This window comes from Burkholderia sp. BCC1977 (assembly GCF_905339595.1).
GTDB lineage: Bacteria > Pseudomonadota > Gammaproteobacteria > Burkholderiales > Burkholderiaceae > Burkholderia.
Genome location: NZ_CAJPGQ010000064.1, coordinates 1 through 21,099 on the forward strand (window position 1 = coordinate 1; position 21,099 = coordinate 21,099).

The following is a 21,099-nucleotide window of genomic DNA, read 5'->3' on the forward strand; positions in this document are numbered from 1 at the left end:
AGCCTGGCGTGGACTGGCCGGAACTGCATGAGACCTATCGGGAAGTGCTGGAGAAGTTGCGGGAGACGTCGAATTTCGAAGACGGGGCCAAAGGAGATGGGGCGGCAGTCAAACGCGGGTGACCCGAGGGCAGCCGTTATTTAGCGTGGTCGCCTCACTGGATCACCTCACTCCTCGTCAGAGTGCCCATGTTGAGCGTGCCGCTGTTGGTTAGTCGGGCCGGCGAGTACATAGTGTGGCGGCTGATGGCATTGAAGTGGCGAGCGCGCCGGATTCTGCCTGGGAATCTGTCGACATCGGCCAGCACTTACTAGATGAGGCTTCGTCGCCCCCGCTTTTTAGTGTCTATTTAGTGTCCGGACGGGGTGGCGCAAATTTTGTTTCACGGGGCCAGATTGGAAAGCCTTGCGGGCATTGGCTCACGGCGCAGGCGCGATTTGAAGTTAAATGAATCGTGATGTTTTCCCGGGGGATCCGGGCAGATCGGTTGAAATCCGTCCGAGCCCCGTTTGACGTGGGCTTGCGGGGAGTGGGTGGTCCGCCGACTTCCGCGGAGATCCTGCTCGAGCCGCGACTCTTCAGTGTCTATCTAGCGTCCGTGGTGTGGGCCAGCACAGGCCCCCGCGCTACGCGCTGTCCCGTTCAACAAGCGTGAAGCCCACATCGACCGAGCGATGCGCATCGCCGCCATGCTCGATGCGCTCGATCAGCAGCGACGCGGCCAGCTTGCCGATGCTCGTGCCGTCGATGCGCACGGTCGTCAGCGCGGGCGCGGTGTCGCGCGCGAAGGCCTGGTCGCCGTAGCCGACCACGCGCAGTTGCGCCGGCACGGCCATGCCGCGATGCGCGGCTTCCATCAGCACGCCCAGCGCCAGGATGTCGGCGCCGCAGAACACGGCATCGATGTCGGGATGTGCCGCGAGCAATGCACCCAGCGCGCGCCGGCCGTCGCCCAGGCTGGCCGGCGATTCGGCGGTGATCACGGGAATCGTCGCGTCGCCGCCGGATGCCTTCACGAAGGCCTGCGCGCGCGCCTGTGCGCGGCGGTCGCTCGGCGCGATGACCGCGGGACGCCGCGCGCCGCGCTGCTTCAGGTAGCGCGCGGCCGCCTGGCCCACCTTCAGGTGCGAGAAACCCACCAGCATGTCCAGCGGCGCGCGCGTGGTATCCCACGTCTCCACCACCGGAATCCCGGCAGCCTGCAGCTTCTGCCGCACGCTCTCCGAGTGCGCGACGCCCGTCAGCACGATGCCGGCGGGGCGCCATCCGACGATCGCGTCGAGCAGCGCGTCCTCGCGCGACTCGTCGTAGCCGCTCTGGCCGATCAGCAACTGATAGCCGGCCGCGGCCAGCTCGGCGGTGAGCGCGGCGACGGTCTCCTGGAACACGCTGCCGGCAATGGTCGGGATCAGCGCCACGATCAGCCGGCTGCGGTTCGACGCCAGCGAGCCGGCCACCAGGTCAGGCGTGTAGCCGGTCTGTCGCACCGCCTCGCGCACGCGCTCCAGCGTGTCCGTCGAGACCAGCTCAGGCGTGTTGAGCGCCCGCGACACGGTCACCTTGGTCACCCCCACCAGCTTGGCGAGGTCGCTCAACGTGACGCGCCCGGTGCTCTTGCGGGCGCGGCGGGACGGGGCGGGGGCATCGGCTGCGATCGGCGCGGGGGAGGATTTGGTCACGAACGGTCTGTCGACGAATCGGGAAATGGAGGACTAGCAATTATCGCAAAATCGGTCTAGGATTGCGCCTATGTTACCGGTTACATAAACCGGTAACAGTCGATCCCCGAAAACGAGACGGCGGCACGCGCAGACCGCCACCAAGGAGCAAGGATGTTGGAGGCAAACCCGGCTTACGCCGGCCTGTTGATCCGGCTGAACGCGGCCGACAACGTGCTGATCGCCCGCGAGGGGCTGTCGCTCGGGCAATCGCTGTCGCTCGACGGCGCAACGGTGCGGATGCGCGCGCAAGTGCCGGCCGGCCACAAGATCGCGGCCCGGCCCATCGCGCGAGGCGAGGCGATCCGCAAGTACGACACCGTCATCGGTCAGGCTGCCCGCGATATCGCGCCGGGCGAGCACGTGCATACCCACAACGTCGAGCTGACAGAGGTCGAGCGCGGCCCCGGCTTCTGCGAGGACGTGCGGCCCGTCGACTACCTCCCCGACGCGCAGCGTGCGACCTTCAACGGCATCGTGCGGCCGGACGGGCGCGTGGCGACGCGCAACTTCATCGGCATCCTGGCGTCGGTCAATTGCTCGGCCACGGTCATCAAGCACATCGCGGCGTGGTTCACGCCCGAACGGCTGGCCGCTTACCCGAACGTCGACGGCGTCGTCGCGTTCGCGCAGACGAGCGGCTGCGGGATGTCGTCGCCCAGCGAGCACTTCGACGTGCTGCGCCGCACGCTCGCCGGCTACGCGCGCCATCCGAACCTGGCCGGCGTGCTGGTCGTCGGGCTGGGCTGCGAGCGCAACCAGGTGGCCGACCTGATGACGTCGCAAGGCCTCGAGACCGGCAAGCTGATGCACACGCTCGTGATGCAGGAAACGGGCGGCACGCGTGCGACGATCGATGCGGGCATCGCGGCGATCCAGGCGATGCTGCCTGCCGCGAACGACGTCGTGCGGCAGCCGGTGCCCGCGAGCCACCTGAAGATCGGCCTCGAATGCGGCGGCTCCGACGGGTTTTCGGGCATCACCGCGAACCCGGCGCTCGGCGCGGCGATGGATCTGCTGGTGCGCCATGGCGGCACCGCGATCCTGTCGGAGACGCCCGAGATCCACGGCGTCGAATACATGCTGACGCGCCGGGCCGTGTCGCCCGAGGTCGGCCAGAAGCTGCTCGACCGGCTCGCCTGGTGGGAACGCTATACGCGCGGCCACAACGCCCAGTTCAACGGCGTGGTCGGCCCCGGCAATCAGCAGGGCGGCCTCGCCAACATCTTCGAGAAATCGCTCGGTTCCGCGATGAAGGCGGGCACCACGCCGCTGCAGGCCGTGTATGAATACGCGGAGCCGATCGATCGCGCCGGCTTCGTCTTCATGGATTCGCCGGGCTACGACCCGGTCGCCGTGACCGGCCAGATCGCGAGCGGCGCCAACCTGATCTGCTTCACCACCGGGCGCGGCTCGATGTTCGGCTCCAAGCCCGCGCCGACCATCAAGCTCGCCAGCAACACGCCGATGTTCCGGCGCCTGGAAGAGGACATGGACATCAACTGCGGCCGCATCCTCGATGGCGAACGCACGGTGGCGGAGATGGGACAGGACATCTTCGAGCATATCCTGCGCGCCGCCTCGGGCGAACGCACCCGGAGCGAGCTGCTCGGCCTGGGCGATCATGAATTCGTGCCCTGGCACATGGGCATCGTGAGCTGAGTCCTCGAAGACCCGCACGACACAAGACATTGGAGACAAACATGCAGGACACCCCGCAAAGCGCCCAGCGCACCAAGGTGCGCTGGCTCGTCGCCGGCCTGATGTGGGCCGCGATCGCGATCAACTACATCGACCGCACCGTGCTGTCGGCCGCGGCGCCGCACATCCAGAAGGCCTTCCACCTGAGCGCCGTCGAGATGGGCGTCGTGATGTCCGCGTTCTTCTGGTCGTACGCGCTGCTGCAATTGCCCGCGGGGATGCTCGCGGATCGCTTCGGTCAAAAGAAGGTGCTTGGCTTTGCGGTGCTGTGGTGGTCGCTCGCGACGGCAGTCACCGGCCTTGCGACCGGAATCAAGTCGCTCGTCGCGCTGCGCGTCGCACTTGGCGTCGGCGAGGCGGGTGCGTACCCGGCCAATGCCGGCATCACGTCGCGCTGGTTTCCGAAGGCGGAGCGCGCGACCGTGGCGGCGATCTTCGACAGCGGCTCGAAGCTCGGCAGTGCGGTCGCGCTGCCGCTGATCGCGTGGCTGATCGCGGCATTCGACTGGCGCGTGACGTTCGCGGTGACCGGCTCGCTCGGGATCGTGTGGTCCGTGGTGTGGTTCTTCGTGTTCCGCGATTCGCCCGCCCGGCACCCGCGTGTGAACGCGGCCGAGCTCGCGCACATCCGCAACGGCCAGCCGGCGGAGCACACGAGCGCCGACGCGCCGCGCATGCCGTGGTATCGCCTGCTCGCGCACCGCAACATCTGCGCGATGTGCATCGGCTTCTTCATGATCAACTACAACTCGTACTTCTTCATCACCTGGCTGCCGACCTATCTGGTCAAGGAGCGCGGCATGGGCCTGATGGAGATGGGCTTCATGGCGTCGCTGCCGCTGTTCGTGTCGATGTTCGTCGAGCTGCTGGCCGGCTGGGCGTCGGATCGCGTCTACGCGTCCGGCAAGCTGTCGCTGACCGCGACGCGCAAGCTGTTCCTCGTGATCGGCCTCGTGATGGCATCGAGCATCGGGCTGGCCGCGTTCGCGCAATCGGCGGCGCTCGCGGTCTTCCTGCTGTGCATCGCGAAATCGGGGATGACGGTCGCGGCCTCGCAGGTGTGGGCGCTGCCGGCCGACGTCGCGCCGGGCAACACCGTGTCGATGGTGGCCGGGCTGCAGAACATGATCTCGAACATGGGCGGCGTGGTCGGGCCGATCGTCACGGGCGCGATCGTCAGCGCGACCGGCTCGTTCGTGCCCGCGCTCGTGTTTTCCGCGGTGCTGATCGGCATCGCGATCGTCAACTACCTGTTCCTGCTCGGCAAGGTCGAACCGATCAGGTTCGACAACCGCACCGCGGGATTCCCTCCGTCCGAATCATTGAACCAGTATGAATGACACCATGCAGATACCCGCGCCCAACCGGTTCAAGGCCGCGCTCGCGGCCCGACAACGCCAGATCGGCTTCTGGCTCGCGATGAGCGATCCTTACCTGGCGGAAGTGAGCGCCACCGCCGGCTTCGACTGGCTGCTGATCGACAGCGAGCATGCGCCGAACGATCTGCGCAGCATCCTCGCGCAACTGCAGGCCGTGGCGCCGTATCGCGCCGAGCCGATCGTCCGGCCGGTCAATGGCGATCCGGCGTCGATCAAGCGCCTGCTCGACATCGGCGCGCGCACGCTGCTGGTGCCGATGGTCGATACGGCCGAGCAGGCGCGCGCGCTGGTGTCCGCCGTGCGCTATCCGCCGCATGGCATGCGCGGCGTGGGCAGTGCGGTGGGGCGCGCGTCGCGCTGGAGCGCGCGCACCGACTACCTCGACATTGCCGACGACGAAGCCTGCCTGCTGGTGCAGGCGGAAACCGTGACGGCGCTGCGGAACCTGGAAGCCATCTGCGCGGTGGACGGCGTCGACGGCGTGTTCATCGGTCCGGCCGACCTGGCTGCGTCGATGGGCCATCGCGGCAACGCCGGCCATCCGGACGTGCAGCGCGCGATCGACGATGCGATGCGCACCATCGTCGCGTCGGGCAAGGCCGCGGGCACGCTGACGTCCGACCCGGTGCTGGCGCGCCGCTACCTGGAGCTCGGCTGCACCTTCGTCGCCACCGGCATCGACATCCTGATACTCGCCAACGGTGCGCGCAAGCTGGCGCGCGAGTTCCTGCCGGAGCAGGCGGCGTAACCCTTCGCGCGGCAGATGCGTGGGCGGCAAGGCCATTGCCGCGCAACGCGCCTGAGCGGACCTTTCAATTCAATCAACCGATCGACGACCGATGGCATTCACGTTCGAGCAACTCCAGCAAGCGGGCCTGATCCGCACCGACAACCTGATCGACGGCAAGTGGGTGCCTGCCGTCGACGGCGCACGCTTCGCCGTGACCGATCCGGCCACCGGCAACGCGATTGCCGAAGTCGCCGACAGCGGCAGCGCCGATGCACGCGCCGCGACCGATGCCGCCGCGCGCGCCCTTCCCGCGTGGCGCGACACGCTGCCGGCCGAGCGGGCCGCCATCCTGCGCCGCTGGCATGCGGCCATCGTCGCCCATGCCGACGCGCTGGGCCGGCTGATCTCGCTCGAGCAGGGCAAGCCGTTCGCCGAGGGCCGTGGCGAGGTGCTGTACGGCGCGTCCTACGTCGCATGGTTCGCCGACGAGGCAACCCGCATCTACGGCGACCTCATCCCGCCGCAGCAGCGCGGCAAGCGCATGAGTGCGATCAAGGCGCCGGTCGGCATCGTCGCGGCCATCACGCCGTGGAATTTTCCGCTGGCGATGATCGCGCGCAAGATCGCGCCCGCGCTGGCGGCCGGCTGCACCGTCGTCGCGAAGCCGGCCGAAGACACGCCGCTGACTGCGCTGGCGCTTGCCCATCTCGCGCACGAGGCGGGCGTGCCGCCCGGCGTGCTGAACATGATTGCCGCTTCGCGCGAGCGCGGCGTGGCGGCCGTGGCCGACTGGCTTCAGGATGGCCGTGTGCGCAAGATCACGTTTACCGGCTCGACGCCGGTCGGCAAGCATCTGGCGCGCGAATCGGCGGGCACGCTGAAGAAGCTGTCGCTGGAGCTGGGCGGCAACGCGCCGTTCATCGTATTCGACGACGCCGACCAGGACGCGGCCATCGCCGGGTTGCTGGCGGCCAAGTTCCGCAACGGCGGCCAGACCTGCGTTTGCCCGAACCGCGTGTACGTGCAGGCCGGCATCTACGAGCGCTTCGCCGCCAGGCTCGCGGAGCGGGTTGCCGCGTTGAAGGTTGCGCCCGCAACCGATCCGGACGCGCAGATCGGCCCGATGATCAACATGCGCGCCGTCGAGAAAATCGAGCGGCATGTGCGGGACGCCGTCGCTCATGGCGCCCGCGTGCTGACCGGCGGCCGGCGCTTGCCGGAAATCGGCGCGCATTTCTTCGCGCCTACCGTGCTGGCCGATGCGAACCCGGGCATGGCGCTGTGCGGCGAGGAAACCTTCGGGCCGGTCGTGCCGCTGTTCCGCTTCGAAAACGAAGCCGAGGTGGTGCAGGCCGCGAACGACACGCCGTTCGGACTGGCGTCGTATTTCTACACGCAGGACATGCGCCGCATCGAGCGTGTGTCGCAGGCGCTGGAGGCGGGCATCGTCGGCATCAACGAAGGCGCGCTGGCCAGCGAGGCGGCGCCGTTCGGCGGCGTGAAGGAATCGGGTTACGGGCGTGAAGGGTCGAAGTACGGGCTGGACGATTATCTGTCGATCAAATACCTGTGCCAGGGCGGGCTGGCCTGAACGGCAACGGAGTTAGAGCCGGCACTCCACCCGCTCGGCCACGCAATGGCTACGATTTGCGGATTTGGAGTGCCCGATGATGTACCAGGCCTGGTCGCACCCGATGCCGGAACACGCCATGTCGCTGCGGGGCTGGTTCACCCCGCCGACGGGCAAGCCCGTCATTCATTTTCTGCACGGGAACGGCTTCTGCGGTCGGAGCTACGATCCGATGCTCGCCGTTCTCGCGACGGAATTCGACCTCTGGCTGACGGATCTTCAAGGGCATGGGGAGAGCGACATCGGTCGCGGATTTCTCGGCTGGAATGCCAACGCGGAGATCGCCGCCCGTGCATTCAATGCGCATCGGGATGTATTTGGACGTGCGCCGGTTTTTGCGGTTGGCCACAGCTTCGGGGGTGTGCTTACGTCGCTCATGCTGGCAAATCAGCCAAGCTTGTTTCAAAGGGCCGTGCTGCTGGATCCCGTCCTGTTCACGCGGGACATCCTGGCCGCCATCTCCTTGACGAACCTGTTCGGCATGGGAAAGCTCACGCCTTTCGCACGATCGGCAATGCAAAGAACGCAAGATTGGCCGAACCGGGCGGCCGCGATGGCGCACCTGAAGGAACGCGGCACGTTCAGAAGTTGGTCGAGCGAGGCATTGCAGGCGTACGTCGACCACGCGCTTCGGGACAGCCAGGGCGGCCGGGTCGGATTGAAGTGCGCACCGGCGACGGAAGCCACCATCTATCACACGACGCCTCGCCGTCTTTGGCCCAGCATCAGGGGAATTTCCACGCCCACGCTGATCATTCATGGCACGCATACCATGCCGTTCGTCAAAAGGGCGGTGAGACGGGCAACCGCGCTGAATGCGCGAATCAGCGCCCGGGAGGAGGCCGGCGGCCACTGCTTCATGCAGGAAGATCCCGAGCGTGCGGCGTTGTTGATCAGGCGCTTCCTGTTGGGAAGCAATTGAGGTGCGAACCGAACCGCACCGTCGCCATGCAGAGAATGCCGACCCAGTGACGTCATCCCGACCTTGGTGGTGCCGTCACGCTGGAATACAGGGTCAGCCGCAGGCATCGATCGACGGGGTGCGGCTTGTTGGCGTAGCGTCGGACGGACGGGTATCGGCACTTCCCGAATGCATTGCCGTGACGGCACCACGAGCCAATTTATCCGGCACCTGGACTGGCGGAACCACCGGAACGTTCGCCATTACAAGAGGCAAATGCGCTGCAGAGTCACCGTGCGCAGGTACACGGTTTTATTGAGCCACGGCACAAACACATACTCGTCGTATGCGTCGCAGCCGATCAGGATCCAGTGGGACAGGACGTTGGACATGATGGTCCCCTTGATTTCGCCAGCTTCGATGGGGCGGGTGCCAACGCATCGCGATCGGCATCCGTCGTGCTCACACCCGGTATACCGGGCGAGCCGGGCGCCTATTCCCGAGGCCGCGCGATGCACTGCTTGCGCCGGATGCCGCGCGTCGCGGGAATAAACGGGCCCGCTCGGCGGTATGCCGATCAGGCCGCGTCAGGCCGCATCACGCAGCGCACGTTTCGACGGGGAGGTTTCGATGAACGACCCGCGCAGGCAAACCCGCGACATCCCGCGCCGAGCGCGGCGCGATCGCGAGAATCCCGCGAATGCGGACGACGCATCACCGTCGCCGTCGTTCCGGGAAGACGGCGACAGGCGCTCGCCGTCGCACGACCGCGTGCCGTATCCCTCGCAGCATGCATACGATGCCGGGAAGCCGGCAGCGGCGCATGACGGGCTGCGCAAGATCGCGCGAAGGCTGCAGCTCGGGTCCGGCATCATGTTATGGATCTATATTTCCATTCACATGGTCAATCACGCGCTCGGCATCTGGTCGATCGATATCGCCGAGCGCGGGCTGCATCTGGCAATCGGAGTCTGGCAAAGCCTGCCCGGAACGATCCTGCTGTACGGCGCGGCCGGCCTGCATTTCGCGCTGGCAATCCGCACCCTCTACAGCCGCCGGCACTGGGCGCTGCAGCCCGCGGAATGGCTGCGTCTGTGGGCGGGGCTCAGTCTGCCGCTGCTGTTGATCCGTCATGTCGTCGGAACACGGGTCGCGACATCGTTTTACGGCTTCGAGCCGAACTACGAACGGGTCATCGTGTCGCTCCTCACGAGCGGCACGCAGGGACTGCAGATCGCGCTGCTCGCACCGGGGTGGGTGCACGGCAGTCTCGGGCTGTGGTTTCATTTGCGCCGGCATGCGTTCTGGCATCGCGCCAGGTTCGTGCTGCTGGCCGTGCTCGTCCTGCTACCCGTGCTGTCGGCGGCGGGATTCGTGCACATGATGCGCGCGATCGCACCGGGCAGTCTCGCCGTCTCGGCCCTGGCCGTGCATCGCGCCGCGCTCGACGGCTGGCGGCATCTTCTCGTCGCCGGCTACCTGTCGCTGATCGTCGTTGCATTCGTCGGCGGTCAATGGCGGAACCGGTTCGCCGGCGGCGTTTCGCACGGGGCGTCCCGGGAACAGCAGTGAGCGGGTGCGCGAATCCGTCGCGTCCGAGCCTGGCCGGCGATCCGCAGGTGTCGGCTGCGTCCCGGGCGGGCGCGTTCCGGCCGCGCACGGTCGCGCTGACGATCGCGAATGCTTGCGTCGTCGGCCGACCCGGCGACCGGCGCTGGACGATGCGTGCCGGGCACGGCAGCCTGCCGCCGCGCGCCGGCCGTGGCGCCGTGACCTTACGCGTCGCGGTACGTCCCTTTGGCCTTGGCCGTATGCGTCGCCAGCGCATCCATCAGCGCCGGACTCAGGCAGTCGTAGGGTTCCAGCCCCTTGCCGCGCAGCGTGTCGCGCACGTCCGCCATCAACGACGGCGGCGTGCCGCTTTCGATGATCGACGACACGAAGGCAGCGAAACCGGGGCCGTCCCAGCCGGCATCCTGTGACAGTTCGGTATGGATGAAGTCCAGGCCGTAAAACGCATGGTCGGCATTTTCGATACGCCCGAACAAATGCGTGCCGCAGGCGGAGCAGGCGTGGCGCTGGATCAGCGCCTTGTCGTCCACGACGCGCAGTTTCTCGCCGTGGGCGGTGACGGTGACCTTGTCGCGCGGCACGACGCCCACGACGGAAAACAGCGCACCGGCCGGCTTCCAGCACTTCGTGCAGCCGCACGCGTGATTGAACGCGACCTGGGCGTCGACCCGAACCTCGACCGGATCCTGCGTGCACAGGCAGCGCAGCGTGCCGCCCGCGAACTGGGCGGCTCCCTTCTGAATACCGCGATCGACAGCGGGATGAATGGCGACGGACATGTTCATGCTCCTTTTCGGTGCTTCGGTAGTGAACGACGGTTCGGACCGACTTCCCTTCATGCTTCGGATCGAGTGCTTCATTGCTCCCGGAGGACGATTTCGCGTGTGTCATGACCCGCGCAAGCCGGGTCTTGCGGCGCATCGCGTCTTCGACCATGTCCGGCAGTGGCGAGCGTGCCGGAACCTGCTTGGATTCTGCGCCCGAATGTCGCCTCTCGTGCTTCGTTTGAAACTGGGGGGGAGTATGTGCCGGATACTGGTGGGGAGTATATACGGTGATTTCCCGATGCGGGGATCATCGGGGCGGGGCATGCCGAAGGTCCGCGAGGCGACCGAGGCGGGGCCGAGGAAAGAGGTCGATGGGCCGGCTCGCGGAGACGCGGCGGTCGCGGCGGATCGAACGCAGGTTGTCCGGCGAACGCGGCCGGCAATCTGCAGGCACCGTCGTGTTGCCTGACGCACCCTGGTGGCCCGATTCGTGCGTGCTCGTCGCCACGGTGCTGGACGCACGTACGGACAAACGGCACGCCGAACGGGCGGAAGGGGCCCGGCATCGCCGGGCCCCGACCACGGTCCCGCTATTTCACGGGCGTGAGGACCGGCGCACCCTTGTTCTTGATCAGGAACACGACGAATCGTGCCGGCTTCGTGCTGCTGGCGTTTCGTCCGACCGTGTGCACGTCCTCCGGTCCTTCGTGGAACGTGTCGCCGGCGTGGAGCGTGACTTCCTTGCCGCCGTTCAGGCCCATCACGATGCTGCCGTCGAGCACATAGACGAAGGCGTGCGCGTCGTGACGATGAACGGGGTCGACGCTGCCGGGCGGATCATCCACGACGATCATCTCGACTTCCTTGCCCGGATACTCGGGCAACGGCTCCGTCGTCAGTTGCGTCACCCTGGCTTGCGGTGCGGCGGCGGCCGGCTGAACGGCCGTCAGCAGCGACAGCGCAAGCGCAAGCGGTGCAAGCGCGAGCACGATGCGGTTCATGTCGTTACTCCAGGTTGGCCTTGTCGAGCCCGAACATCTTGTCGAACGAGCCGGGCACGATGCGGAACGCGACATTCAGCCGGTTCCAGCTGTTGATCGCCCCCACGAGGAAGGTGAGATCCGACAACTCCTTCTCCGAATAGTGGGCCCGCACGCGTTCGTAGAGATCGTCCGGCACGCCATGCGACGGGAGATGCGTCAGCGCTTCGGTCCATTCGAGCGCGGCACGCTCGCGCGGCGAGAACAGCGGCGACTCGCGCCAGATCGCGACGTGATGCACGCGCAGTTCGCGCTCGCCGTGGATCTTCGCTATCTTGATGTGCATGTCGACGCAGAACGCGCAGCCGTTGAGCTGCGACGCGCGGATCTCGACGAGTTCGCGAACCGGCACGTCGATCGTCGTCTTCTGCAGCAACCCGTCGAGTTCGACGAGCTTCTTCGTCAGCTCCGGCGATTGCTGAAAGTAGTTGATACGTTGCGTCATGATACGTTCTCCTGATTGGGAAAGCCGGGCTATCGGTCCTGCGAATGACCATTCATTGCACGACCGGCCTGGCAACCATCGTAATCGCGGGTCGTGCGCGCCAGTAGTGCCGGAAAGGTGCGCACTCTATTGCTGCTTCGGAACCAATCGCGCGCCGGGTGTGGCGGCGCGCCGCTAACGTTCGTCAATCCGACACCGCGACAACCCCGCAGATTCCCTGTCGTGCCATCTTCGCATAGGGACACAGGCGCTCCGTATCGCGCGCCAGACGTTCGGCAACCTGCCGGTCCACGCCCGGCATGCGGATGGTGACGTTGGCGGCCAGCGCATATCCGCCATCGACCGGATCGCGACCGAACGATACTTCGACAGCGACGGTGGCCGCCCGGATGTCGATCCGCTCGCGTTGCGCGAGCAGGCTCAATGCGCCGTGAAAGCATGCGGCGTAGCCGGCTGCGAGCAGTTGTTCTGGATTGGTGCCGCCGCCCGGCCCGCCGAGTTCGGTCGGCAATCGCAGATCGAGGGCGAGACAGCCGTCGTCGGATCGTGCGACGCCCGATGCGCGGCCGTGCGCCGTCTTGCCGCCGGACACGGTGACCGTGGTCGTATAGAGCGCGACGAATTCTCGTCCGCGGTATTTGTCGAGCAGTGTCAGTGACGGAGGTTGCAACCTCTCGTTCTCCATATGCCTCCCGGGTGCCTGTATTGACCGACGCGAGCGTACCGAGCCGTACGTATCGGAGCGACGCGTCCTTTCTCGAAGCGAAACGGCGCAATGGTGCAGCGCTTGCCTGCCGGTCGTTCCCCATGACCGTCATCCGAAGGATGGCCCTTACGCACTTGCATGCTAGGCAAAGACGCGTCGCCCGGCCAGATCATCCAGGGATGCATGGTGTTGCCCGCTTTGCACCAATGCGGTGAGAACGCCGCGTCTCGGTTGCGTCGGCCTTTCCACCGACTGCAGTGGCGCCGCCGATGGGTGCCGATTGGTGCCGATGAGGAACGGGAAAGTGTCCGGATACGGGTCTACCTGCGCAGGCGTGCGGCTCCTAGTATGACGGCAAGAATGCGGCCGATCTTCGGCTTGCGCATGCAAGCGGCCCATCGGTGACGCGACATGCGGCACACCTACGCAATTGGAGGCTCGCGATGGACACTCTGGAATTCGACCGGTCGACGGTTTCGCACGGGCCGGCTCATGCGGTTTTCGGCATCGAGGCAGGCGCACATCTCGTCAGCGAGCGCGACGGGTATGCGCATCACGGTATCTACGCAGGAGACGGACTGGTCATTCACTACGGCGGCTTCCATCGTTCCGCGCGACGGTGTCCGGTGGAATGCATCCCGTTGCGTCGCTTCGCCGCGAGCAAGGCCATCCGCATCCAGGCGGAACCGAATGCCGTCTATACCGGGATGGCCGTCGTCGAGCGCGCCAGGTCGCGCGTCGGCGAGGACCGCTACCGGCTGCTGACGAACAACTGCGAGCACTTCTGCAGCTGGTGCGTGCGCGGTGTCGGCCACAGCGAGCAGGTATGTCGCGGCTTGCGGCATCCGTGGTTCGGCATCCGGACGTTATACGCGCTGATGAAGGGACGAGCGATGAACATTCTTTCGATCGCGGGCCGGCATGCGGCGCACGCGTTCAAGGCCGGCGTGCCGGTGATCGTCGCGGGCACGTTGTCGGCATGCGTGAACTACGCCGGCATTCACGGCGATGCGGCGATGGCCGATCCGCAGCAGTACGTGACGCAACAGAGCCTGCCGTACGAGCAAGGACACTGGCCAACCGCGGATTGGGCCGACCAGTTCGGCGACGTCCAGCTGAAGGCGTTGATCGACGAGGCACTCAAGGCCAGCCCGACGCTCGATCAGGCGCGTGCGCGCGTGGCGGCCGCGCAGGCCTATAGCGAATCCGCGCGAGCAGGAACGATGCCGCGCGTCGATGCCAGCTATGCGCTCACACGTCAGCAGTTTTCCGGAACGGCGCTCGTGCCGCCACCGTATGGCGGGTCATGGCAGACGGAGAACCGCGGCATCCTCGGCGCTTCGTACGAACTCGACCTCTGGGGCAAGAAACGCGAGGCGCTGCGTGCGTCGGTGTCCGGCCTGCAGGCGAGCCGCGCCGACGCGGAAACGGTCAGGCTGACGCTCACGACGTCCATTGCGCGCACCTATAACGAGCTCGCTCGCCTGTCCCTGCTGCATGACATCGCGCAACGGGAGATCGATTGGCGCGCGCAGATCGATCGCATCGCCGCGGGCCGAATCGCGAGTGGGCTCGATACGCAGGTCGAGCGCGAGACCGCCCGCGCGAATCTCGCGACAAGCCGTGCGTTGCTGAAGTCGCTCGACGGGAGGATGCTCACGACGCGCTACCAGATCGCTGCATTGCTCGGCGCCGGCCCCGATCGCGGGCTGCGGATCGCGCGTCCGACGCTCGGCAGCGGCAACGAGGTACGCCTGCCCGACAATCTGCCTGCGGATCTCGTGAGCCGGCGCCCCGACATCGTCGCCGCCCGATGGCATGTCGATGCGCTCGCGCACGGCGTGAAGGAAGCGAAGGCCGAGTTCTATCCCGACATCAACCTGAGCGCCGCGATCGGCCTCGATGCGTTCGGCTTCGGGCGCTTCCTGACGGCGGCGAGCCGCACCGCGTCGGTCGGGCCAGCCATCCACCTGCCGATCTTCGACGCCGGTGCGCTTCGCGCGCAACTGAAGGGGCGCTACGCGGACTTCGATCTCGCCGTCGCGACCTACAACCAGGCGCTCGTCACCGCGCTGAGCGAAGTCGCGACGCAACTCGCCGGCGTGCGTTCGACGGACGCGCAGCTGGTCGATGCGCAGGCCGCGCAGGAGGCCGCGCTGAAGGCGGCCGCACTGGCGCTCGCGCAGTACAAGGCCGGTCTCACGAATCAACTGACCGTGTTGAACGCCGACGTCAACGCGCTTTCCGCCGATCAGAACGTCGCGAATCTGCGCATGGACCGCCGCGATCGTCAGATCGCGCTCGCGTCCGCGCTGGGCGGCGGCTTCGTCGACACGTCATTCGCAGGCACGGGCGTATCGGCACGTGCCGATTCGCGCGGATCGACCGCGCCTGCTGTCGCCGCGCGCTGAGCGGCGATCCATCGAATCTGCCTGGAGAATTGAAATGAGCGAAATCAATCCGCCGGTACACAAACCGGTCGACACCCCCCGCGTGAATCGTGATGCGTCGCCGTCGGGAGGCGACGATGTCGCAAGCGAAGACTCGACGCGCCGACGCCGGCTGCTGCTGGCGCTGCTGGGCGTGACGGTCGTGGCGGCGTCGGTTGCGTACGCCGTGTACTACCTGACGATTGCGCGATACCACGAATCCACCGACGACGCATACGTCAGCGGCAATCTGGTGCAGCTGACGCCACAGGTGGCGGGTACCGTCGTCGCCGTGAACGCCGACGATACGCAGATCGTGAAGGCGGGCGATCCCGTCGTCACGCTCGACGCCGCCGATGCGAAAGTCGCGCTCGGCAACGCCGAGGCGGCGCTGGGCCAGACCGTGCGGCAAGTGAGCAGTCTCTACGTGAACGACGATCTGTATGCCGCGAACGTCGCGCAGAAGCAGTCCGACCTCGTGCGTGCCCAGGACGACCTGCGCCGCCGCGCGGCCGTCGCCGATACGGGCGCCGTGTCGGCCGAAGACATCGCACACGCGCGCGACACCGTGGCGGCCGCGCGGGCCGCGCTCGACGCCGCCCGTCAACAGGCAGCAGCCAACCGCGCATTGACCGCCCGCACGACGATCGATCAGCACCCGAATGTACAGGCGGCCGCATCGAAGGTGCGCGACGCCTATCTGGCGTATGCGCGCAACGTGCTGCCCGCGCCCGTCACCGGCTATGTCGCGAAGCGTTCGGTCCAGGTCGGCCAGCGCGTGTCGCCCGGCACGCCGTTGATGGCGATCGTGCCGCTCGACGGCGTGTGGGTCGACGCGAACTACAAGGAAAGCCAGTTGCGCAACATGCGCATCGGTCAACCCGTCACGCTGACGGCCGACGTGTACGGCGCGAAGGTCAAGTATCACGGCCGCGTCGTCGGCTTCTCGGCGGGCACGGGCAGCGCGTTCGCCAGCCTGCCCGCGCAGAACGCGACGGGCAACTGGATCAAGATCGTTCAGCGTCTGCCCGCGCGCATCCAGCTCGATCCGGCGGAACTCGATGCGCATCCGCTGCGTATCGGACTGTCGATGGATGTCGACGTGGATACGCACGACGACACCGGGCCGCAGCTCGGTGCGGCGACGAACACGTCATATCGCACCGACGTGTTTGCCCGGTACGGCGCACAGGCGGATGCCGAGATCGAGAAGATCATCGCGCGAAACCTCGTTGGCGAGCATGCGGGGACGGCGCATGCCGGCTCGCCGGCGGCTTCCGCCAGGCGCGATGCAGGAAACGCGCGCGATACGACGCAACGCGCGAGCTGAGCCGCCAATCCGGTGCGCGTCGAAAGTCGCGTCCCGGTCGATTCAATCGTCTGACGGGCCGGGTCGATACGCCGGCACGGTCGACACTTCAGAGTGGACACGAGATGAATGCCTCAACGCAAGCTGCACCGCCGCCGCTGACGGGCGGAAAGCTGGTCCTGGCGACCATCGCCGTCGCGCTCGCGACGTTCATGAACGTACTCGATTCATCCATCGCCAACGTGGCGATTCCGACCATCTCGGGCAACCTCGGCGTATCCGTCGACGAAGGCACGTGGGTGATCACGCTGTTCTCGGCGGCCAATGCCGTCGCGATTCCGCTGACGGGCTGGCTCACGCAGCGCATCGGGCAGATCCGGTTGTTCGTGGCCGCGATCGTGCTGTTCGTGTTGTCGTCGTGGCTGTGCGGCGTCGCGCCGAACCTGCTCGTGCTGCTCGCCGCGCGCGTATTGCAGGGTGTCGTCGCGGGGCCGCTGATTCCGCTGTCGCAGGCGATCCTGCTGGGTTCGTATTCGAAGGAGAAGAGCTCGACCGCGCTCGCGCTCTGGTCGATGACCGCGACGGTCGGCCCGATCGCCGGCCCCGCGCTGGGCGGCTGGATCACCGACAGCTACAGCTGGTCGTGGATCTTCTACATCAACATTCCGGTCGGCCTGTTCGCGGCCGGCGTGACATGGATGATCTATCGCGACCGCGAGACACAGGTGCGCAAGCTTCCCATCGACAAGGTCGGCCTGATGTCGCTCGTCGTGTGGGTCGCGACGCTGCAGATCATGCTCGACAAGGGCAAGGATCTCGACTGGTTCAGTTCGCCCGTGATCTGCACGCTTGCCGTCATCGCCGCCATCAGCTTCGTGTTCTTCCTGATCTGGGAATTCACGGAGCGGAACCCGATCGTCGACATTCGCCTGTTCGCGGTGCGCAATTTCCGCGGCGGCACGATCGCGATCTCGGTTGCGTACGCAGTGTTCTTCTCGAACCTCGTGATCCTGCCGCAATGGATTCAGGGGTATCTCGGCTATCGATCGGTGGACGCCGGGCTCGTGACGGCACCGCTCGGGATCTTCGCCGTGCTGCTGGCGCCGTTGATGGCGAAGATCATGCCGAAGTCCGATGCGCGGGTGCTCGCGACGCTGGCCTTCGTGGGCTTTGCGGGCGTGTTCTTCATGCGCTCGCACTACACGACGGGTGTCGATCCGTATACGCTGGTGCTGCCGACCCTGTTGCAAGGCATTCCGATGGCGCTATTCTTTACGCCGCTGACCGCGATCATTCTGTCCGGCCTGACGCCCGACCGGATTCCGGCCGCCGCCGGGCTGTCCAACTTCGTGCGGGTGTTCGCGGGTGGCGTCGGCACGTCGCTGATCGCGACCGGCTGGAATGACCGGACGATCCTGCATCATGCGCGGCTCGCCGAGCAATCGAGCGTGAACAACCCGGTCTACACGAGCGCCGTCGCGCAACTCCAGGCGACGCTCGGCGGCGGCGTGGATCAGGCCGCGGCATTCTTCGAACGCACGCTGAATGCACAGGCCGCGATGCTCGCACTGAACGATATCTTCTGGGTGTCGTCGATCATCTTCATCGTCATCATTCCGCTGGTCTGGCTCACCAGGCCGGGCAAGGGCGGCGGTGGCGGGATGGCGGCAGGCGGGCACTGAACGCGGGGCCGCCGGAATCGCGCGGCGACGATCGCTCGTATGCCGCCGCACCCGGATATGCCCGACCCGTGACGATCGAGTTCGGCAGGGTGTCCATCATTTTGAAAATGATGGACACCCTGCCGTCGCATGTGGCGAACTGGCCGCGGTGTTGCGGGAAGCGGCCGGGCCGCGGTTCAAACACTTCGTCAACCCGATCGAGGCGTTCGAATCCTTCGAGCCCCTCCGTCGTCACGGCGATGAACTGGGCGGCACGCCACGCGTCCGGGACGTTTGCACGTCCGTCACACCAACCTCACTGCCTTTGTTGAGGAATGTGCCCGCCAGGCGCGCGACAGCGGAACCCTTTACGCGTTACGCGAACGACAGGTCGTCTTGCGCCAGGATTGCGACGGGAGGCGTGGTCGCCACATGGCGCGACGGTCGCCGTGAGAGCCGCGTCCGGTCCGGAAACGACGTGAGCGGGAAGAAACGTGAAGCCGGGTGAGCAACGGTCGTGATGCCGATTTCCGGCGCTGGCGGCACGTGCGGGGGGAAGGGGTTACGCAGGCGTTGTTCGTTGCCAAACAAATTGGCGGCCCGACAGGCCGCCAACGATGCGATCGCACGCCACTCGGCGAACCGAGCGTGCCACGGCGTCAATGCGTGCAAACTTTCCGCGCTTGCGCGCCGACTACCGCGTCGTTCATCGCGACCATCGGTTCCAGGTCGAAACCCGCGACGCGCCATGCATCGATACCGCCGGTGAGCGGCAACGCGAGCTTGACACCGGACAGGCGCAACTGCCTGGCCACCGACACGGCAGACGCTTCTTGCGGGCACGCACAATAGATGACGAGCGTCCGGTTCGTGCCATAGCGCTCCATGATCTGGCGCGGCTTGTGTTCATCGCCGATCACCGCGCCCGGAATGACGAACGGATCGAGCATTCTTCGTTCGACGGAGCGGATGTCGATCACGGCCGTCCGCGGATTGTGCGCGAGCAACGCATGCAATTCCGCGGCGCTGATCCGCGCTTTCCCGAGCGCACTTGACAACATTCGCCTGCGGCAATATCCGTACACGAAATACAGCGGCGGTGCGATGCCGATCACGATGAGCACGTGCCACCCGAGGCGGGCGACAAGTGCGAAGATCGCATCGATCTGCGACGCGAACAGTGTGCCGATCGCCAGTCCGATCGACGCCCATAGCGCGATGCCGGCGCAATCGTGCAGGACGAACGCGCGCAACCTGACGGCCATCGCGCCGCAAAGCGGAACGGCGACGAGCGACAGGCCGGGGACGAAGCGCGCAACCACGAGCACACGAACGCCCCAACGGCCGAAGAAGCGCTCGGTCGTCCGGACGCATGCGTCGCGCGACGGCGTCAGTTTGCAAACGGTGTGAAGCGTGCGCTTGCCGTATCGCTTTCCGCCCAGGTACCAGACCAGGTCGCCGAGCAGGCCGCCAACCACGGCGGCGGCCAGTAGCGCCGAGAAATGCAGCAGCGTCGACGACGCGCTATGGGTCACGAGCGCAATGCCTGCGCCTACCGTGACCAAGGTCGGAATGGCAGGCAGCGGCAGGCCGAGCGACGACCCGAGCACGTTCAGGAATACGACCAATGTGCCGTACCGCGCGATCATTTCATGCGACATCATGATGCTCTCCTTGAGGCGGGCGCAGGCGCGATCCCGACGATCGGTCATTGCTCCGCCTGAAGCGGACCTTCACGCGCGGTACCGCGAGTCTGGAACGGAGCCGGCCGGGCCGCCGGTCACGCGTTGCACGCCGCGGCCGGCCGACTGGCTCGCCCGCGGCCGGCGTCGATACGTGTTACCCGGCGACGGACGATTCCTTCTCCGGCGGATGGTGTTCCGCACGGGAAGCAGGCTTGCCGAGGCCGCCGGCTTCATCGACGTCGTGCCGATAGCGGTGCACGTCGCGCGTGACGAAGCCGATTTCCCGGCTCGGGATCTCGAACCACTCCGGGTGTCCGAACGAACGGCGAATATCCTCGAGACCGCTCGCCCAATGCTCGCGCATCGTGTCCTTGCTGAACTCGTAGTCCTTGTAGTGCCCCTCGAACGCCTTGTTCTTGTAGATCAGGTGCACCACGTTCACCGCACTGCCATCCGCCGTCTTCTGCGCTTCCCGCAGCAGCGGGTGGGCAAGCCGCACGTGTTCGGGAATATGTTCGAGCAGCGCCTTGATCATCAGCGCGTGCTTCTGGTTCTGCGACATGAACGCGGTGATCGCGCGCGTGCGGCTCGAATACTGAATGTCCTTGGTGCGTTCGCTGACATCGAGGAAGTCGCCCGGCAACTTGCCGCGCGAGCTCCACAGATCGAGCTGGAACACGAGCGTGTCCTTGTGCTGGCTTTCGCGGATGATCTCGGTGAGCGGCGTATTGGAAACGAGGCCGCCGTCCCAGTAGAACTCGCCGTCGATTTCGACGGCCGGAAAGCCCGGCGGCAGCGCGCCGGAGGCGATGAAATGTTCCGGCGCCAGACGCATTTTCGTATTGTCGAAATAGACGAGATTGCCCGTTCGCACGTTGACCGCTCCGACGGATACGCGAATGTTCCCGTCGTTGATGCGGTCGAAGTCGGCGTACCGCAAGAGCGTTTCACGCAACGCCGACGTGTCGTAATAGCTGACCTGATCGGGACGCTTTCCGCCGAACGCGGCGAAAGGCACGTGCATGCGCGGAGAAAAGAATCCGTCCTGGCCTTCCATCAGCGTGCGCGTGGCGGCCCATGCGCTCGACCACCTGCGCCCCACGTCCGCAAGCCCGGGCCATGCCGACAGGCACACGCCGACGTGAGCGAGCGGATCGCTCGGCTGACTGATGGTGTTCCAGAAGCCGCGCAGCGCGTCGGTGCGGTCCGCGGGCGCATTGCCGGCGATGATCGCCGTATTCAGCGCACCGATCGATACGCCGGCGATTCGCGTCGGCTCCACGCCGACTTCCGCCATGCCTTCATATACGCCGGCCTGGTATGAACCGAGTGCGCCGCCGCCCTGCAGCACGAGTCCGATTTCGTCATAGGCCGGGAGCGTGATGCGATGGGGCTGCTTCAGCTTGTTACGCTGGCTCGAATACAT

17 protein-coding genes are annotated in these 21,099 nt (G+C 66.4%); 9 read left to right on the forward strand and 8 right to left on the reverse strand.

The window, feature by feature from the left end:
• Positions 1-626: 626 nt before the first annotated feature.
• Complete coding sequence (locus tag U5771_RS32500; RefSeq protein WP_415859459.1) at positions 627-1,595, reverse strand: LacI family DNA-binding transcriptional regulator; 969 nt, start codon at positions 1,593-1,595, stop codon at positions 627-629.
• A gap of 237 nt (positions 1,596-1,832) precedes the next feature.
• On the opposite strand from U5771_RS32500, the gene U5771_RS32505 reads away from it, so the two are divergent.
• The 5 genes from U5771_RS32505 (at position 1,833) to U5771_RS32525 (ending at position 8,080) form a co-directional block, all read left to right on the forward strand.
• Complete coding sequence (locus U5771_RS32505; RefSeq protein ID WP_322027730.1) at positions 1,833-3,380, forward strand: altronate dehydratase family protein; 1,548 nt, start codon at positions 1,833-1,835, stop codon at positions 3,378-3,380.
• Between the two features lie 41 nt (positions 3,381-3,421).
• Entirely contained in the window at positions 3,422-4,759 is a 1,338-nt protein-coding gene (locus U5771_RS32510) for an MFS transporter (protein WP_322027731.1), read from the forward strand.
• Positions 4,752-5,546, forward strand: coding sequence for a 4-hydroxy-2-oxoheptanedioate aldolase (hpaI, locus tag U5771_RS32515; protein ID WP_322027732.1), 795 nt, complete (start codon positions 4,752-4,754; stop codon positions 5,544-5,546). Before U5771_RS32510 ends, hpaI begins: the two co-directional genes overlap by 8 nt.
• A gap of 91 nt (positions 5,547-5,637) precedes the next feature.
• On the forward strand, positions 5,638-7,119 hold the full coding sequence (locus U5771_RS32520) for an NAD-dependent succinate-semialdehyde dehydrogenase (RefSeq protein WP_322027733.1): 1,482 nt from the start codon (positions 5,638-5,640) through the stop codon (positions 7,117-7,119).
• 76 nt (positions 7,120-7,195) lie between these two features.
• Positions 7,196-8,080: an alpha/beta hydrolase gene (locus U5771_RS32525; protein WP_322027734.1), complete on the forward strand. Its 885-nt coding sequence runs from the start codon at positions 7,196-7,198 to the stop codon at positions 8,078-8,080.
• Positions 8,081-8,322: 242 nt separating this feature from the next.
• On the opposite strand, the gene U5771_RS32530 is transcribed toward U5771_RS32525, so the two are convergent.
• Entirely contained in the window at positions 8,323-8,451 is a 129-nt protein-coding gene (locus tag U5771_RS32530; RefSeq protein WP_322027735.1) for a hypothetical protein, read from the reverse strand.
• 238 nt (positions 8,452-8,689) lie between these two features.
• Between U5771_RS32530 and U5771_RS32535 the strand changes: the two genes are divergently transcribed.
• The gene (locus U5771_RS32535; RefSeq protein ID WP_322027736.1) at positions 8,690-9,631 is read left to right on the forward strand and encodes a hypothetical protein; all 942 of its coding nucleotides are present in this window, start codon (positions 8,690-8,692) and stop codon (positions 9,629-9,631) included.
• 203 nt (positions 9,632-9,834) lie between these two features.
• On the opposite strand, the gene gfa is transcribed toward U5771_RS32535, so the two are convergent.
• From gfa to U5771_RS32555, 4 genes are all read right to left on the reverse strand, one after another.
• Entirely contained in the window at positions 9,835-10,410 is a 576-nt protein-coding gene (gene gfa, locus U5771_RS32540) for an S-(hydroxymethyl)glutathione synthase (protein WP_322027737.1), read from the reverse strand.
• Positions 10,411-10,988: 578 nt separating this feature from the next.
• The gene (locus U5771_RS32545; protein ID WP_322027738.1) at positions 10,989-11,399 is read right to left on the reverse strand and encodes a cupin domain-containing protein; all 411 of its coding nucleotides are present in this window, start codon (positions 11,397-11,399) and stop codon (positions 10,989-10,991) included.
• Positions 11,400-11,403: 4 nt separating this feature from the next.
• Positions 11,404-11,883 (reverse strand): carboxymuconolactone decarboxylase family protein, encoded by a 480-nt coding sequence (locus tag U5771_RS32550; RefSeq protein ID WP_322027739.1) that lies wholly within the window; start codon positions 11,881-11,883, stop codon positions 11,404-11,406.
• 184 nt (positions 11,884-12,067) lie between these two features.
• A complete protein-coding gene (locus U5771_RS32555; protein WP_322027740.1) occupies positions 12,068-12,568 on the reverse strand; it encodes an Ohr family peroxiredoxin in 501 nt (166 codons plus the stop codon).
• Between the two features lie 464 nt (positions 12,569-13,032).
• Here U5771_RS32555 and U5771_RS32560 point away from each other — a divergent pair, with 464 nt between their 5' ends.
• The 3 genes from U5771_RS32560 to U5771_RS32570 all read left to right on the forward strand — a co-directional run bounded on the left by U5771_RS32560 (position 13,033) and on the right by U5771_RS32570 (position 18,009).
• Positions 13,033-15,000: an efflux transporter outer membrane subunit gene (locus U5771_RS32560; protein WP_322027741.1), complete on the forward strand. Its 1,968-nt coding sequence runs from the start codon at positions 13,033-13,035 to the stop codon at positions 14,998-15,000.
• Positions 15,001-15,034: 34 nt separating this feature from the next.
• Positions 15,035-16,348 carry an HlyD family efflux transporter periplasmic adaptor subunit gene (locus tag U5771_RS32565; protein ID WP_322027742.1) on the forward strand — a complete coding sequence of 438 codons (1,314 nt, stop codon included), beginning with the start codon at positions 15,035-15,037 and terminating at the stop codon, positions 16,346-16,348.
• Positions 16,349-16,452: 104 nt separating this feature from the next.
• The gene (locus tag U5771_RS32570) at positions 16,453-18,009 is read left to right on the forward strand and encodes a DHA2 family efflux MFS transporter permease subunit (protein ID WP_322027743.1); all 1,557 of its coding nucleotides are present in this window, start codon (positions 16,453-16,455) and stop codon (positions 18,007-18,009) included.
• Positions 18,010-18,647: 638 nt separating this feature from the next.
• On the opposite strand, the gene U5771_RS32575 is transcribed toward U5771_RS32570, so the two are convergent.
• Both U5771_RS32575 and U5771_RS32580 read right to left on the reverse strand, forming a co-directional pair.
• Positions 18,648-19,652 (reverse strand): VTT domain-containing protein, encoded by a 1,005-nt coding sequence (locus U5771_RS32575; RefSeq protein ID WP_322027744.1) that lies wholly within the window; start codon positions 19,650-19,652, stop codon positions 18,648-18,650.
• Positions 19,653-19,827: 175 nt separating this feature from the next.
• The gene (locus U5771_RS32580) at positions 19,828-21,099 is read right to left on the reverse strand and encodes a patatin-like phospholipase family protein (RefSeq protein ID WP_322027745.1); all 1,272 of its coding nucleotides are present in this window, start codon (positions 21,097-21,099) and stop codon (positions 19,828-19,830) included.

Coding starts and splice junctions, on each gene's coding strand:
- U5771_RS32535 (WP_322027736.1), top strand. CDS start 8,690: ATGAACGACCCGCGCAGGCAAACCCGCGACATCCCGCGCCGAGCGCGG.
- U5771_RS32520 (WP_322027733.1), top strand. CDS start 5,638: ATGGCATTCACGTTCGAGCAACTCCAGCAAGCGGGCCTGATCCGCACC.
- U5771_RS32510 (WP_322027731.1), top strand. CDS start 3,422: ATGCAGGACACCCCGCAAAGCGCCCAGCGCACCAAGGTGCGCTGGCTC.
- U5771_RS32530 (WP_322027735.1), bottom strand. CDS start 8,451: ATGTCCAACGTCCTGTCCCACTGGATCCTGATCGGCTGCGACGCATAC.
- U5771_RS32575 (WP_322027744.1), bottom strand. CDS start 19,652: ATGATGTCGCATGAAATGATCGCGCGGTACGGCACATTGGTCGTATTC.
- U5771_RS32580 (WP_322027745.1), bottom strand. CDS start 21,099: ATGTATTCGAGCCAGCGTAACAAGCTGAAGCAGCCCCATCGCATCACG.
- U5771_RS32555 (WP_322027740.1), bottom strand. CDS start 12,568: ATGGAGAACGAGAGGTTGCAACCTCCGTCACTGACACTGCTCGACAAA.
- U5771_RS32565 (WP_322027742.1), top strand. CDS start 15,035: ATGAGCGAAATCAATCCGCCGGTACACAAACCGGTCGACACCCCCCGC.
- U5771_RS32505 (WP_322027730.1), top strand. CDS start 1,833: ATGTTGGAGGCAAACCCGGCTTACGCCGGCCTGTTGATCCGGCTGAAC.
- U5771_RS32560 (WP_322027741.1), top strand. CDS start 13,033: ATGGACACTCTGGAATTCGACCGGTCGACGGTTTCGCACGGGCCGGCT.
- U5771_RS32570 (WP_322027743.1), top strand. CDS start 16,453: ATGAATGCCTCAACGCAAGCTGCACCGCCGCCGCTGACGGGCGGAAAG.
- hpaI (WP_322027732.1), top strand. CDS start 4,752: ATGAATGACACCATGCAGATACCCGCGCCCAACCGGTTCAAGGCCGCG.
- U5771_RS32550 (WP_322027739.1), bottom strand. CDS start 11,883: ATGACGCAACGTATCAACTACTTTCAGCAATCGCCGGAGCTGACGAAG.
- gfa (WP_322027737.1), bottom strand. CDS start 10,410: ATGTCCGTCGCCATTCATCCCGCTGTCGATCGCGGTATTCAGAAGGGA.
- U5771_RS32525 (WP_322027734.1), top strand. CDS start 7,196: ATGATGTACCAGGCCTGGTCGCACCCGATGCCGGAACACGCCATGTCG.
- U5771_RS32545 (WP_322027738.1), bottom strand. CDS start 11,399: ATGAACCGCATCGTGCTCGCGCTTGCACCGCTTGCGCTTGCGCTGTCG.